15 protein-coding genes and 1 tRNA gene are annotated in these 13,377 nt (G+C 72.3%); 5 read left to right on the top strand and 11 right to left on the bottom strand.

Annotated features, from left to right (window positions below):
- Nucleotides 1-93: 93 nt before the first annotated feature.
- Nucleotides 94-1,794, bottom strand: coding sequence for a helicase HerA-like domain-containing protein (locus ABD665_RS12940; protein ID WP_204910286.1), 1,701 nt, complete (start codon nt 1,792-1,794; stop codon nt 94-96).
- Nucleotides 1,795-1,855: 61 nt separating this feature from the next.
- Between ABD665_RS12940 and ABD665_RS12935 the strand changes: the two genes are divergently transcribed.
- Both ABD665_RS12935 and ABD665_RS12930 read left to right on the top strand, forming a co-directional pair.
- Entirely contained in the window at nt 1,856-2,149 is a 294-nt protein-coding gene (locus ABD665_RS12935; RefSeq protein WP_204910287.1) for a type II toxin-antitoxin system VapB family antitoxin, read from the top strand.
- 135 nt (nt 2,150-2,284) lie between these two features.
- A complete protein-coding gene (locus tag ABD665_RS12930) occupies nt 2,285-2,815 on the top strand; it encodes a LytR C-terminal domain-containing protein (protein ID WP_204910288.1) in 531 nt (176 codons plus the stop codon).
- Nucleotides 2,816-2,834: 19 nt separating this feature from the next.
- Here ABD665_RS12930 and ABD665_RS12925 read toward each other — a convergent pair whose 3' ends face one another.
- Entirely contained in the window at nt 2,835-4,346 is a 1,512-nt protein-coding gene (locus ABD665_RS12925; protein WP_425562161.1) for a potassium/proton antiporter, read from the bottom strand.
- Between the two features lie 99 nt (nt 4,347-4,445).
- Between ABD665_RS12925 and ABD665_RS12920 the strand changes: the two genes are divergently transcribed.
- Nucleotides 4,446-5,348 carry a serine hydrolase gene (locus tag ABD665_RS12920; protein ID WP_204910290.1) on the top strand — a complete coding sequence of 301 codons (903 nt, stop codon included), beginning with the start codon at nt 4,446-4,448 and terminating at the stop codon, nt 5,346-5,348.
- 59 nt (nt 5,349-5,407) lie between these two features.
- Here ABD665_RS12920 and ABD665_RS12915 read toward each other — a convergent pair.
- The 3 genes from ABD665_RS12915 to ABD665_RS12905 form a co-directional block, all read right to left on the bottom strand.
- Nucleotides 5,408-5,495, bottom strand: a tRNA-Ser gene (locus ABD665_RS12915).
- Nucleotides 5,496-5,528: 33 nt separating this feature from the next.
- The gene (gene tadA, locus ABD665_RS12910) at nt 5,529-5,975 is read right to left on the bottom strand and encodes a tRNA adenosine(34) deaminase TadA (RefSeq protein WP_204913675.1); all 447 of its coding nucleotides are present in this window, start codon (nt 5,973-5,975) and stop codon (nt 5,529-5,531) included.
- Nucleotides 5,976-6,013: 38 nt separating this feature from the next.
- The gene (locus tag ABD665_RS12905; RefSeq protein ID WP_204910291.1) at nt 6,014-6,625 is read right to left on the bottom strand and encodes a tRNA adenosine deaminase-associated protein; all 612 of its coding nucleotides are present in this window, start codon (nt 6,623-6,625) and stop codon (nt 6,014-6,016) included.
- 119 nt (nt 6,626-6,744) lie between these two features.
- Between ABD665_RS12905 and upp the strand changes: the two genes are divergently transcribed.
- Entirely contained in the window at nt 6,745-7,383 is a 639-nt protein-coding gene (gene upp, locus ABD665_RS12900) for a uracil phosphoribosyltransferase (RefSeq protein WP_204910292.1), read from the top strand.
- 13 nt (nt 7,384-7,396) lie between these two features.
- Here upp and ABD665_RS12895 read toward each other — a convergent pair whose 3' ends face one another.
- Both ABD665_RS12895 and ABD665_RS12890 read right to left on the bottom strand, forming a co-directional pair.
- Nucleotides 7,397-8,248 (bottom strand): DNA/RNA non-specific endonuclease, encoded by an 852-nt coding sequence (locus ABD665_RS12895; RefSeq protein ID WP_204910293.1) that lies wholly within the window; start codon nt 8,246-8,248, stop codon nt 7,397-7,399.
- 8 nt (nt 8,249-8,256) lie between these two features.
- A complete protein-coding gene (locus ABD665_RS12890; protein ID WP_204910294.1) occupies nt 8,257-9,153 on the bottom strand; it encodes a 1,4-dihydroxy-2-naphthoyl-CoA synthase in 897 nt (298 codons plus the stop codon).
- A gap of 65 nt (nt 9,154-9,218) precedes the next feature.
- Between ABD665_RS12890 and ABD665_RS12885 the strand changes: the two genes are divergently transcribed.
- The gene (locus ABD665_RS12885) at nt 9,219-9,830 is read left to right on the top strand and encodes a hypothetical protein (protein ID WP_204910295.1); all 612 of its coding nucleotides are present in this window, start codon (nt 9,219-9,221) and stop codon (nt 9,828-9,830) included.
- 15 nt (nt 9,831-9,845) lie between these two features.
- Here the strand turns inward: ABD665_RS12885 and ABD665_RS12880 are convergent, their stop codons facing one another.
- From ABD665_RS12880 to ABD665_RS12865, 4 genes are read right to left on the bottom strand one after another with little or no spacing between them, the layout of a single operon-like run.
- Complete coding sequence (locus ABD665_RS12880) at nt 9,846-10,412, bottom strand: CAP domain-containing protein (RefSeq protein ID WP_204910296.1); 567 nt, start codon at nt 10,410-10,412, stop codon at nt 9,846-9,848.
- Nucleotides 10,413-10,452: 40 nt separating this feature from the next.
- Nucleotides 10,453-10,953, bottom strand: coding sequence for a pyridoxamine 5'-phosphate oxidase family protein (locus ABD665_RS12875; protein ID WP_204910297.1), 501 nt, complete (start codon nt 10,951-10,953; stop codon nt 10,453-10,455).
- 39 nt (nt 10,954-10,992) lie between these two features.
- Nucleotides 10,993-11,742 (bottom strand): SDR family NAD(P)-dependent oxidoreductase, encoded by a 750-nt coding sequence (locus tag ABD665_RS12870; RefSeq protein WP_204913676.1) that lies wholly within the window; start codon nt 11,740-11,742, stop codon nt 10,993-10,995.
- On the bottom strand, nt 11,739-13,217 hold the full coding sequence (locus ABD665_RS12865) for an MDR family MFS transporter (protein WP_344742431.1): 1,479 nt from the start codon (nt 13,215-13,217) through the stop codon (nt 11,739-11,741). The genes ABD665_RS12870 and ABD665_RS12865 overlap by 4 nt, the downstream gene beginning before the upstream one ends.
- Nucleotides 13,218-13,377 lie beyond the last annotated feature (160 nt).

The raw sequence follows: 13,377 nt of genomic DNA, 5'->3' as shown, positions 1-13,377 counted from the left end.
CCCCGGCTCCTCGCCGGGGCCCGCTGAACCCGCTACCCGGGAGTGCCCCGGGCCTGGTCACCAGGCCCGGGGCACAGGGTTCTCGAGTCCGGGTCAGCGCCGACGCGCCGCCCCGAACAGGCCGCGCACGATCTCCCGCCCGGCCGACCGCGCGAACTGTCGGAACACCGTCGAGCCGGCGATCTGCTCGACCATCCCCTTCTGCTGCCGGGTGGACGTCCGCGGAGCGGCGCGCGGCGCCGGCCGCTCCTGCCGGTCCTGGCGCTCCTGCTGCTGGGCGGCCCTGGCGGCCTCGGCGGCCCGCTCCGCCTCCTCGGCCCGCTCCCGCTCCTGCGCCGCGGTCGCCGCGCCCTGCTCGAGCTTCCGGGCGAGCATCTCCTGCGCCGAGTCGCGGTCGACGGCCTGCCCGTACTTCGTCATCAGCGCCGACATCGCCACCCCCGGCTTCAGGACGTCCTCCGGCGTCGGCGCCATCAGCGACTGCGGCGCGATCATCCGCGTCCAGGCCACCGGTGTCGGCGCGCCGTCGGGGTCCATCACCGTCACGACCGCCTCGCCGATGCCCAGCTGCTGCAGGACCTCGGCCAGGTCGTACGCCGACCTCGGGAAGGTCGCGACCGTCTGCTTCAGCGCCTTCGCGTCGTTCGGCGTGTGCGCCCGCAGCTGGTGCTGGACGCGCGAGCCGAGCTGGGCCAGCACGTCGTCGGGGACGTCCTTGGGCGTCTGGGTCACGAAGAAGATGCCGACGCCCTTGGAGCGGATCAGCCGTACGGTCTGCGCGATCGCGGTGAGGAACGCCTTCGACGCGTCGGCGAACAGCAGGTGCGCCTCGTCGAAGAAGAAGACCAGCTTGGGCTTCTCCACGTCGCCGACCTCGGGCAGGTCGTGGAACAGGTCGGCCAGCAGCCACATGAGGAAGGTCGAGAAGATCGCCGGCCGGTCCTGCAGGTTGGGCAGCTCGAGCAGCGACACGACCCCGCGCCCGTCGGCGGTCACGCGCAGCAGGTCGGCGGTGTCGAACTCCGGCTCCCCGAAGAACGCGTCCGCCCCCTGGTCGGAGAAGGTGATCAGCGAGCGCAGGATGACGCCGACCGTCGCGGCGCTGAGCCCGCCGATCGACTTGAGCTCGCCCTTGCCCTCGTCGCTGGTCAGGTGGGTGAGGACGGCGCGCAGGTCCTTCAGGTCGAGCAGCGGGAGACCCGCCGTGTCGGCGTAGTGGAAGACCAGGCCCAGCGACGACTCCTGCACGTCGTTCAGCCCGAGCACCTTCGACAGCAGGGTCGGCCCGAAGGAGCTCATCGTCGCCCGCAGCGGGACGCCGATGCCCTGGCCGCCGAGCGAGAAGAACTCGGTCGGGCAGCCCTGCGGGTGCCAGTCCTGGCCGAGCTTCGCCGTCCGCGCGAGCAGCTTGTCGCTCGGCTGGCCGGCCGAGGCGATGCCGGAGAGGTCGCCCTTGATGTCGGCGGCGAAGACGGGCACGCCTGCGGCGGAGATCTGCTCGGCCATCAGCTGCAGCGTCTTGGTCTTGCCCGTGCCGGTGGCCCCCGCGACCAGGCCGTGGCGGTTCAGCATGCTGAGCGGGATGCGGATCTGCGCGTCGGGCTTGGGGGTGTCGTCCTCCATCAGGACGCCGAGCTGGATCGACGGCTCGTCGAAGGTGTAGCCCTTCGCGATGACCTCCCCGTCCGCGGTCAGCGGGGCCGGGGGCACGGGTGCCGGGGCGGCGGCGGGGCTCGGGGTGGCGGCAGCGGGCGCGGCCGCGGTCGGGGGGACGTAGCCGGCGGCATCGCTCATAGACCGAATCGTAACGATGTCCCTCCAGGGTCTCCCCCCGTTCGTTGGCTAGGCTGACCAGGTGATTTTCAAGCGGGTCGGGGACGTGCGGCCATACCCCGACCACAGCTACGTCCAGAAGCAGTGGGCGGCCATCGCGCCGCACCAGGTGCGGCTGGACCAGCTCGTCACGACCAAGCGCACGCTCGACCTGGAGGCGCTCCTCGAGGAGGACTCCACCTTCTACGGCGACCTCTTCGCCCACGTCGTGTCCTGGCGGGGCGAGTACTACCTGGAGGACGGCCTGCACCGCGCCCTGCGCGCCGCGCTGCAGCAGCGCCAGACGATGCACGCCCGGGTGCTGGAGCTCCGGTGACGTCGACGACGCGCCGGGCCGACCTGGCCGCCGCCTGCGCGGGTTAGGCTTCGCGCGCATGTACGGGCGGCCACGGTCTCCCCGACGAGGTGCACCGGTGCACCCTCGTCGCGACACGGCAAGGAGCTCGCTGCGTTGATCGGACGGATCTTCCGGGTCATCCGGACGCCGGTCACGTTGCTCGTCCTGCTGGCGGCGCTCGTGTACGCGGCCTACTGGGGCTACACCAACGTGATCGCCCCCGTGCCCCCGCCGCCACCGACGCCCTGCGTCGAGCAGACCCTGCCCAAGCGCCAGCTGGCGACCAAGCAGGTCTACGTCAAGGTGTTCAACGGCGGCAACAGCCGCGGTCTCGCCGCGAACGTCGGCCGCGCCATGCGCAGCAGCGGCTTCAAGGTGACGGGCACGACGAACACGATCGAGAAGATCAGCGAGACCGTCATCGTCGGCTCCGGCGAGCGCGACCCCGAGGTGCTGCTCACCAAGAGCTTCTTCAAGGGCGCCACCGTACGGGCGGACGGCCGGGCCGACCACACGGTCGACGTGCTCGTCGGCAACAAGTACGCGGGCTACAACAAGAACGCGAAGAAGACGCTCTCGGTGGACGCCGACAGCCTCTGCCTGCCCTCCGTGGAGACGGCCTCCGCCTCCGCGACCCCCGCCTGACGCCTCACTGACGCGAAGCTCAGGCCTTCGGCTCGCGGCGCCAGCGCGCGAGACGCCCGGCCCGGCCGAGCTCGTGCAGGCGGTCCTCGGCGACCTGCCGCGTGCTCGTCGGCGTGACGATCAGCAGCTCGTCCCCGATCTTGATGCGCTCGCCCGGCGCCGGGTTGAACGGTGAGGCGTTGCGGATGATCAGGGACACGACCGTGTTCGGCGGCAGCCGCAGCTCGCTCACCTCGATCCCTGCGAGCCGGGAGCGTTCCGGAACCCGGACCTGCAGGAGGTCGGCGGCGATCTGGTCGAGCGGCGCCGCCTCGACCTCCACGTCGCGCGGGGCCTGCTCGTCGGTCAGCCCGAGGCGGCGGGCGAGGAAGGGCAGCGTCGGCGCCTGGAGGCAGGTGAAGACGACGACGAAGACCAGGACGACGTCGAAGAAGAACAGCCCGTTCTCGATGCCGTCGGCCAGCGGCACCGTGGCCAGGACGATCGGCACCGCGCCCCGCAGCCCGGCCCACGACAGGAACGCCTGCTCCCGCAGCCGCACCCTGAACCAGCGCAGGCAGACCCACACCGACAGCGGCCGCGCGACGAAGGTGACGAACAGCCCCGCCGCGACCCCGACCATGGCGGCCTGCAGCGTCACCCGGCTCGGCGTCGCGAGGAGCCCCAGCATGACGAACAGCCCGATCTGGGCGATCCAGCCGATGCCCTCCACGAACGACCGCGTCGCCGCCCGGTGCGGCAGCTGCGCGTTGCCGAGGATGACCGCGCAGACGTAGACCGCGGCGAACCCGCTGGCGTGCGCGGTCGCCGTGATCCCGTACGCCAGCACCGCCCAGCCCAGCGTGGTCAGCGGGTAGAGGCCGGACGACGGCAGCGCCACGCGGCGCAGGATCTGGACGCCGAGCCAGCCCATCACGGCGCCGATGACGAGGCCGCCGAGCAGCTCGAGCACGGCCAGCAGGGCGATCAGCCCCGGCCCGCCCTCGGCCGCGTGGCCGGCGGCCAGCCCGCTGGCCAGGGTGACGAGCAGGACGGTCGGAGCGTCGTTCAGCCCGGACTCGGCCTCGAGCATCCCGCGGAGGCGGTGCGGGATCGGCACGTGCCGCAGCACGGAGAAGACGGCCGCCGCGTCGGTCGGGGAGATGACGGCACCGAGCAGCACCGCCACCCAGAGGTCGAGCTGCAGGACGTAGTAGCCGAAGGCCGTCACCAGCGCGACGCTCACGACGATGCCGAGGGTGGCGAGCACCACGGCGGGCCCGACCACGGGTCTGATCTCCGACCACTTGGTCGTCAGGCCGCCCTCGGCGAGGATCAGGACGAGGGCCGCGAAGCCGACCGCGTGCGCCAGGTCGGCGTCGTCGAAGGCCACGCCGCCGATGCCGTCCGTGCCGAGCAGCATGCCGAGGCCGAGGAACAGCAGCAGCGACGGGAGCCCGAAGCCGGAGCCCAGCCGGGCCGCCAGGATGGCGACGATGAGCACGACGGCACCCACGAGCAGGATGACGTCGAGGTCGATCATGGGCGCCATCCTCCCGGACCCGGGCTACGGGCAGGAAACGAACGAGACGACACACCGCCCCGGCGGCCAATCCCGGCCTCGGTGCACGACCGGCCCTACGGTGCGGTCATGTCCGTGCGGACGGCCCCACGGCCGTACCCCCCGCTCGCCTTCCGGCGGCTCCGTGCCCTGACGATCCTGCTGGTCCTCGTCGCGCTCGTGAACCTCGTCGTGCACCTGGTGGACCGGCCCGACGCCCCGCCGTCGGCCGCCCCGGCCGCGGCACCCGCCGCCGCCCCGGCCGCCGTCCCGCCCCCGCCCCCGGCCACCGTGGTGGCCGACGCGGTCGAGGACTGGCACGCCCGGGAGTCCGGCCGCCTGGCCGTGGTCGTGACCGACCTGCAGACCGGACGGACGACCGCGTACGGCGACACCGACCACGCCTTCGCGACGGCGAGCGTCGTCAAGGTCGACATCCTCGCCACGCTGCTCCTGCAGAAGCAGGGCAAGCTGAGCAGCGCGCAGCGCGAGGTGGCGTCACGGATGATCCGGCAGAGCAGCAACGGCGCCGCCACCACGCTGTGGAAGGCGATCGGCCGGGAGAAGGGCCTCGCCGCGGCCAACGCGACGTTCGGCCTGACCGGCACCACCGGCGGCACGAAGGGCCGCTGGGGCGCGACGACCACCACGACGGCCGACCAGCTGCGGCTGCTGCAGGTCGTGTTCACCGAGGACTCGCCGCTGACCCCCGAGTCGCGGACCTACCTGCAGACCCTCATGGGCGGCGTGGCCACCGACCAGGACTGGGGCGTCACGGCCGCCGACTCACGAAGCGACACCGACGCGTACGTCAAGAACGGCTGGCTCCCGCGGACCGGCGGGTGGGTCGTGACGAGCGTGGGCAAGGTCGAGCACGAGGGGCACCCGCTGCTGGTCGCCGCCCTGTCCGACGGCGGGGCGACCCAGAAGAAGGGGATCGCCGCGGTCGAGCTCGTGGCCGAGAACGCGGCGAAGGACGTCACCGGCGCCTGAGACGCCGCAGCGCCGGCCACCCGAGGGGGACCGGCGCTGCTCGTCGATCTCTCGACGACTGGCGGTGGCGGAGAGATTTGAACTCTCGGAAGTTTTCACTTCACGCGCTTTCGAGGCGCGCTCTTTAGGCCGCTCAGACACGCCACCGCCGAAGAGAGTACCGGGCGCGCCGGGGCGACGCTAATCCTGCCCATCCGTGCGGTGCCCGGCGAAGAAGTCGAGCAGGACCTCCGAGCACTCCGCCTCGAGGACGCCGCCGCGGACGTCGACCCGGTGGTTCAGCCGGGGGTCGCGCAGCACGTCGAAGAGCGAGGCGACGGCGCCGGCCTTGGGGTCGTACGCCCCGAACACGCAGCGCTCGACGCGGGCCAGGACCAGGGCCCCGGCGCACATCGTGCAGGGCTCGAGCGTCACGACCAGGGTGTGGCCGTCGAGGCGCCAGGTGCCCGTCGCCGCGGCCGCCCGGCGCAGCACGAGGACCTCGGCGTGGGCCGTCGGGTCCTGGCTCGCCTCCCGCTCGTTGCCGGCCGCGGCCACGACCTCGCCGCGGGGGTCGAGCAGCACCGCCCCGACGGGGACGTCACCGGCCGCACGCACCCGCTGCGCCTCGTCCAGGGCGCGGCGCATGGCCGCGTCCCACCGGCCCCCGGGCACGTGAGGGACCGTCAGTCCTGGAAGGCCGCCTCGGTGGCCTGCGCGAACTCGGGGTTGATGTTGATCCGGTCGGCGATCGCGCCGAGCATCTGGTCGCTGCTGAGGTCGAGGTCGTCGACGATCGTCCCGAGCTCGAACTCGCTCAGCCCGAGGTCGGCCAGCATGTCGAGGTCGCCGACCAGCTCGCCGTCCTCGTCGTCCTCCGGCTCGTCCACGTCCTCGCCCAGGAAGTCCAGGACGTCGTGGGCGATCGGCCAGTCGCTCGCAGCGGCGGAGTCCGAGAGGAGCGCCTGCACGTGCTGACCGCGGACGCGCACGATGACGAACACCTCCTCGACCAGGCTCACGAACCCCAGGGAGCCGGCGTCGCCGGGCAGGCGGCGCAGCTGCTCGATCAGGGCGTCGAGGTCGTTGGCCAGGTCGAGCTCGAGCGCCTGGACGCGGAGCTGGCCGTCCTCGCGGTAGGCGGCGAGGACGTAGTCGATCTCGTCCTCCGCCGCGTCCTCGAGGTCGTCGTCGGGGTCGGAGTCGTCCGGGTCGTCGGCGTCGGGCACCGCGGCCGCTGATCCCGGCTTGTCCGCCTCGTCGAACGACACGTACTCCTCGCCGTCGAACTCTGGCATGACCCGCCCCTCCCTACCGACGGACCGGGGTGCCGGTCCGGTGCCACATGGTGTCAGACGGCACCCAACCGTGTCCCTCCGGCCACGGCCCCGCCGCGCCTGCCGCTAGCGTGGCCGCCGTGGACACCACGGTCATCGACCATCCCCTCGTCGCACACAAGCTCACCGTCCTGCGGGACGAGCAGACCGACTCGCCGACGTTCCGGCGGCTGACCGAGGAGCTCGTGACCCTGCTGGCGTACGAGGCGACCCGCGAGGTGCGCGTCACCCCGGTCACCGTGACCACGCCGGTGTCTCCCGCCCACGGCGTCCGGCTCGCCCTGCCGAAGCCCCTCGTGGTGCCGATCCTGCGCGCCGGGCTCGGCATGCTCGAGGGCATGGTCCGCCTCGTGCCGACCGCGGAGGTCGGGTTCGTCGGGATGGTCCGCGACGAGGAGACGCTGCAGGCCTCGACCTACGCCGAGCGGCTGCCCGAGGACCTGTCCGGGCGCCAGTGCTACGTGCTGGACCCGATGCTCGCCACCGGCGGCACCCTGGCCGCCGCGGTGCGGTTCCTCGTCGACCGCGGCGCCGACCACATCACCTGCATCTGCCTGCTCGCCGCCCCGGAGGGCATCGAACGCCTCTCCGCGCTGCTCGACGACCTCAAGGTCCCCTGCAACCTCGTGCTCGCCGGCGTCGACGACCGGCTCAACGAGAAGGGCTACATCGTCCCCGGGCTCGGCGACGCCGGCGACCGGCTCTACGGCGTGGTCTGAGCTTCTCGCCCCGTCAGAGGGTGACGTCGCGGACGCGCTCGAGCCGCACCCAGCGCGTCTCCATCGGGGCGACCGTCGTGGTCGGCAACCGGTCAGCGGCCACGAGCGGGCCGAGGTCGAGCCCGGTGAGCGCGGCCACGTCGGCCACCGGGACCTGGAAGGTCAGGTAGGCCCCGAGGTCCGGCGCCGTCGCCTCCGCCCGGCCGGACAGGTCCAGGCGCTCGAGCTGCTCCGACTGGTCGAGCACGTACGCCGTCGCGGCGAGGACCGGGTCGGTCTCGTCGCCGTCGTTCCAGGCCACCACCTTCCAGAACCGCCGCGGGATGCGCGTCCCGCGGTAGAGCGGGTCGTCGTCGCCGAAGACCGGGGCGGTCAGCACGGTCAGGCGCTGGGCGTACGTCCGGGCGTGCTCGAGCACGTAGTCCTCGAGCCCGGCCCAGAGCAGCTCGCCCTGGTTGAACAGCGCGGCCTGCGGCGCGGCGTTGACGTAGCTGAACGTGTCGACGTTCGCGCGCTCGGCGACCGCCCGCTCCCCCCACACCGGGTCGCGCCGCCGGGTCAGGTGCCCGCGGTCCAGGTCGTTGTCCGCGTAGACCTCGGGGCCCGTCTGCGCCTCGGCGGGGACCCGCGGGTCGAGGTGCCAGTCGTCGCCGCGGTCGATCTCGAGCAGCCGGGCGCCGTCGAGGTTCGCAGCGGTCACCAGGGCCAGGCGCCGGTCGGGCTGCAGCACGACGGTGAAGTGCGTGAACGGCAGCGTCACGGTCTCCACGCCGGCCGGCACGCCCGGCAGCGGGAGCGGCGTGGCCAGGAACCACGGGTCGTACGCGTCGGGCACGCTGCCCGGGTCGGTCGTCGGCTCGGTCATCGGCTCGCTCAGTAGTAGTAAGGGAACGGCGACCAGTCGGGCGCGCGCTTTTCCAGGAAGGCGTCCCGGCCCTCGACGGCCTCGTCGGTCATGTACGCCAGCCGCGTGGCCTCGCCGGCGAAGAGCTGCTGGCCCACGAGCCCGTCGTCGACGGCGTTGAAGGCGTACTTGAGCATCCGCTGCGCCGTCGGGCTCTTGCGGCAGACCTTCTCCGCCCAGTCCAGCCCGACGCGTTCCAGGTCGGCGTGCGGGACGACGGCGTTGACCATGCCCATCCGGTGCGCGGCCTCGGCGTCGTAGGTGTCGCCGAGGAAGAAGATCTCGCGCGCGAACTTCTGCCCGACCTGGCGGGCGAGATAGGCCGAGCCGAAGCCGCCGTCGAAGGAGCCCACGTCGGCGTCGGTCTGCTTGAACCGCGCGTGCTCCGCGCTCGCCAGCGTCAGGTCGCAGACCACGTGCAGGCTGTGCCCTCCGCCGGCCGCCCAGCCGCCGACGAGGGCGATGACGACCTTGGGCATGAACCGCACCAGCCGCTGCACCTCGAGGATGTGCAGCCGGCCCTGCTTCGCCGGGTCGACCGCGGCGGGCGCCTCGTCGTCGGCGTACGTGTAGCCGGAGCGGCCGCGGATCCGCTGGTCCCCGCCGCTGCAGAACGCCCACCCGCCGTCCTTGGGCGACGGCCCGTTGCCGGTGAGCAGGACGCAGCCGACGTCGGAGGACGTCCGCGCGTGGTCGAGCACGGCCACGAGCTCGTCGACGGTGTGCGGGCGGAACGCGTTGCGCACCTCCGGCCGGTCGAACGCGACCCGGACGACCGGCGACCGGCGGGAGCGGTGGTAGGTCACGTCGGTCAGCTCGAAGCCGGCGACCGGCTCCCACAGCTCCGGGTCGAAGGGCTGGTCCACGAGGGTCACCGTAGTGCGGAGGGGTGACAGGCCCGCACGACCTCCGCAGGCGTCATGCTGCTCCCATGACCGCCGTGGCCCGAGATGCCTGGGCCGATGCACGCGCCGTAGCGATGAAGCAGCTGCTGGTCGGCGACCTCGCCGCCCGACGGCGGCGGCTCTTCCTCCGCCGGGCCCTGGGGTTCTGTCTGGGCGGCGCCGCAGTGCTCGGCACCTTCTTCCTGATCAACCCGCTGCTCGACCCTGACCTCGACGGCCTGTGGTCGGTGAGCCTCCCCGTGCTGTGGGGCAGCTTCGCCCTGATGGGAGTCGCCCTCGTCCTCGTCATCGTCGGAGCCGTCAGGACCGCGGGCGCCGCGCGGCCCTTCGTCACGCCCGACGCCTTCCTCTCGGCGAGCGACCGCTCATGGCTCCGCAGCCAGGTTGCCGAAGGCCGACCGGTGCCGGAGGAACGGCGTGCGGTCGTCGCCGACGCGGCCCGTCAGATGATGGTCGAGGGCAGATATGTCCCGACCTACCTCGGCCTGACCCTGCTGTACGTCGGCCTCATCGTGAGCGGCGCGAGCCTCGGCTCTCTCGTCCTCTTCGTGGGACTCATCACCTGGATGCTGGTGCGCATCGTGCGCGGAACCGTGCGGGCACGGGGGGCCCGTCGCTGGCTCGCCCAGAACGCCTGACCGGGCGTCAGGTCTTCAGCGCGGACGCCCGAAGTCGGTCGTCAGCCAGAGCCGACCGTGGGTGCTGTCGTCGATCACGTCGACGCCGACGTCGACGAACGAGGTGCTGAGGATGTTGCGCCGGTGCCCGTCGTTCGGCGGGGTCTCCTCGTACATCGCCGTCTCGAGCGCCAGCGCACCCGCCTGCGTCCGTGCGCCGTTCCAGCCGATGTTCTCCCCGCAGGCCGACCAGGCGTAGAAGACCGTCACGCGCTCGCCGAGGGGCGCCTCGCCGGGCAGCTGGTGGCTCAGCGTGTTCTGCTGCCCCATCTGCAGGTTGTGCCGGTGCGCCGACAGGGACAGCTTGTCCGACCAGCGCAGCGCCCTGAGCCCGTTCTTCGCGCGCTCCACGTTGATCTGGGTGAAGACCGCGGTGGCCCAGTCCTTGTGGTTCGTGTAGGCGAAGGTCGACGAGGCCGCAGCTGCTTGAACGGCAGGACGTGCCGGCTCCACGGCCGCCTGCGCCGCCACGGGGGTCAGGGAGGCGGCGGCGACGCCGAGGCCGACCAGGGCGGAGAGCAGGGCGGGAAGACGTCTCGTCATGACGTCAGGATCGAGCGCGGGCCGGTGGTCGTTACCGGGCTCAGAGCTCGACGACCTTGCTCTCGCCCACGTTGGGACGCCCGCCCGTGACGGCGGCCTTCGCGTACTTGGCCAGCGTCACGACCATCGGGGCCTTCGAGGTCCAGTACTCGGCCGTGACGGCCTCGACGCGCAGCAGCGCGACGGCGGGGTCGTCGCGACCGCCCTCGAACCACGCCTCGGCGCCGGTGTTCCAGAGCTCGTCGATCTTGGCCTGGTCCTTGCTGACGCTGCCGCGGCCGCTGATCGAGAGCCAGCCGTGGCCGGCCTGGATCGCGACGTTCACCTGGTCGTTCGCGCGGACCTGGTCGGTCTTGGCCGACGGGTCCTCCGTGAAGAACCAGAGGTCGCCGTCGAACTCGCGCTGCTGCACCGCGAGCGGGCGGCTGACGAGCGCGCCGTCCTCGGCGACGGTGGTGACGAGGGCGATGGACGCCTTCGCGACCAGCTTCTCGATCGTCTGCTCGTCGTCCGTCGTGGCCTGCTCGTGCGGGGTGCTCATGGTCCGGACCCTACCCAGGGGGTCCGACAGGGCAGCGGGTCAGCCCCGACCGACGAACGGCATGTCCGTGGCCAGCACGGTGAGCGAGGCGACGTTGCTGCCGGGTGCCAGGTCGGCCATCAGCACGACCGCCCGGGCGACGTCGTCGACGGGCATCGTCGGCTCGGTCCGCGTGGAGCCGTCGGCCTGCAGGGCGCCCTGGGAGACCCCGTGGCCCATCGACGTGGCGGCGTTGCCGATGTCGATCTGGCCGCAGGAGATCCCGTACGGGCGGCCGTCGAGCTGGACCTGCTTGGTGAGTCCGCTGACCGCGTGCTTCGTCGCCGTGTAGGCGAGCGAGCGGGGCCGGGGCGCGTGGGCGGAGATCGAGCCGTTGTTGATGATGCGTCCGCCGGACGGGTCCTGGTGGCGCATCACCCGGAACGCCTCGCGCAGGCACAGGAACATCCCGGTGAGGTTCACGTCGACCACGGCCTGCCAGTCGGCCAGCGCGATCTCGTCGATCTCGGTCGGTGGCGCCCCGCGGCCGGCGTTGTTGACGAGGAGGTCGACCCGGCCGTGACGCTCGACGGTGACGTCGAACAGGTGACGTACGGCGTCCTCGTCCGTCACGTCCGCCGGCACGACGTCGAAGCCGCCCGGGCTGTCGACGCCCAGGCCGGCGACCTCCTGCAGGGGCTCCTCACGCCGTCCTGCGAGGACGACGAGCCAGCCGGCGTCGGCGAGGGCGACGGCGCTGGCTCGTCCGATGCCGCTGCCGGCACCGGTGACGACGGCGACCCGGGTCAGTGGATCGCCCCGTGCTGCGTGGCCTCGGCGCCCTCGACCGGCTTGGTCTGGTGCATGAAGGCCGCCAGGACGACGGTGGCGATCGCGATCAGCGCGGCCACCCCGAACGCGACCTGGATACCCCGGAGCGAGGCGTCGACGTCGGAGACCCCGGTCGCCTGGAGCGCCGCGGACCGGCCGGCGTAGACGGCGACCAGCAGCGCGGTGCCGGCGGCTCCGGCCACCTGCTGGAGCGTGCTGAGGATCGCGCTGCCGTGGGAGTAGAGGTGCGGCGGCAGCGGGTTGAGGGCGGTGGTGAAGGCGGGCGTGAAGAGGAACGCCAGCCCGATCGACAGCAGGACGTGGATCGCAATCAGCATCCAGATCGGCGTCGCCAGGTCGATGAGGCTGAGCCGCCACATCGACACGACCAGCAGGACGGAGCCGACGAGCGACAGCCCACGCGGACCGTGGCGGTCGAACAGCTTCCCGACCTGCGGGCCCAGCAGACCCATGACGAGCCCGCCCGGCAGCAGCATCAGACCGGTCTCGAGCGCGCCGATCCCCCGGACCTGCTGGAGGTAGATCGGCAGCAGGATGATCATGCCGAACAGCGCGACCATCGCGACGCAGAGCAGCGCCACGCTGATGGTGAACGGGGCGAACCGGAAGGCCCGCAGGTCCAGCAGCGGGTTGCCCGCGCGGTAGAGCCGGACCTGGCGCCAGCTGAAGGCGGCCAGACCCAGGACGCCGACGCCGACGAAGGCGAGCGCCGGGATCCCGAACGGGCCCGTGGCGCCGATGAGGCTGAGGCCGTAGACGATGCCACCGAACCCGGGCACGGACAGGACGACCGAGACGACGTCGAGCTTGGCGTCGCCGGGGGTCCCCGTGTTCTTGAGCTTCTTGACCCCGAAGGCGAGCACGCCGAGCGCGATCGGCAGCACGAGGATGAACATGAAGCGCCACGGGAAGAAGTGCAGGACGATGCCGGAGACGGTGGGCCCGATGGCCGGCGCCACGGAGATGACGATCGACACGGTGCCCATCACGGCGCCGCGGCGCTCGACCGGGACGAGCGTCAGGATCGTGGTGATCAGCAGCGGCAGCATCATCGCCGTGCCGCTCGCCTGCACGACACGGGCGGGCAGCAGCAGCCAGAACGCCGGCGACACGGCCGCGATCAGCGTCCCCGTGCTGAACAGGATCATGGCCGTGACGAAGACCTGGCGCGTCGTGAGCCGCTGCAGCAGGAAGCCGGTGGTCGGGATGACGACGGCGAGCGTGAGCAGGAAGACGGTCGAGAGCCACTGACCCGTACGGGCGGTGACGTCCAGGTCCCTCATCAGGCTCGGCAGCGCGACGCTCATGATCGTCTCGTTGAGGATCACGACGAAGGTCGCGACCAGCAGGATCGCGATGATCGCCCGGTTCCCCGAACCGTCGGTCGCAGGGGTCGAGGTGGTCAGGTCCGGCGGGGTGCTCGTGGCGGTCACGGGGATCCGTTCGTCGTGCTGGTGCTGCGGGGTCCGGCGTCCTTGCCGTGGCGGGTCGAGCTCATGACCCGTGCGGGGCGCTGAACTCATCGGCGATGAACCCGCCGTCGCCCGACGCTATTCCCCGACGCGCCGCCCCGCCACGGAGTTCTGCTCGCGG

The organism is Microlunatus spumicola (assembly GCF_039536445.1).
Classification (GTDB): domain Bacteria; phylum Actinomycetota; class Actinomycetes; order Propionibacteriales; family Propionibacteriaceae; genus Microlunatus; species Microlunatus spumicola.
Note: the sequence above shows the minus strand (reverse complement) of the source record. Positions and strands in the feature narration are given on the sequence as shown.

Coding starts and splice junctions, on each gene's coding strand:
- ABD665_RS12940 (WP_204910286.1), bottom strand. CDS start 1,794: ATGAGCGATGCCGCCGGCTACGTCCCCCCGACCGCGGCCGCGCCCGCT.
- ABD665_RS12925 (WP_425562161.1), bottom strand. CDS start 4,346: ATGGCGCCCATGATCGACCTCGACGTCATCCTGCTCGTGGGTGCCGTC.
- ABD665_RS12920 (WP_204910290.1), top strand. CDS start 4,446: ATGTCCGTGCGGACGGCCCCACGGCCGTACCCCCCGCTCGCCTTCCGG.
- tadA (WP_204913675.1), bottom strand. CDS start 5,975: ATGCGCCGCGCCCTGGACGAGGCGCAGCGGGTGCGTGCGGCCGGTGAC.
- ABD665_RS12905 (WP_204910291.1), bottom strand. CDS start 6,625: ATGCCAGAGTTCGACGGCGAGGAGTACGTGTCGTTCGACGAGGCGGAC.
- ABD665_RS12895 (WP_204910293.1), bottom strand. CDS start 8,248: ATGACCGAGCCGACGACCGACCCGGGCAGCGTGCCCGACGCGTACGAC.
- ABD665_RS12885 (WP_204910295.1), top strand. CDS start 9,219: ATGACCGCCGTGGCCCGAGATGCCTGGGCCGATGCACGCGCCGTAGCG.
- ABD665_RS12880 (WP_204910296.1), bottom strand. CDS start 10,412: ATGACGAGACGTCTTCCCGCCCTGCTCTCCGCCCTGGTCGGCCTCGGC.
- ABD665_RS12875 (WP_204910297.1), bottom strand. CDS start 10,953: ATGAGCACCCCGCACGAGCAGGCCACGACGGACGACGAGCAGACGATC.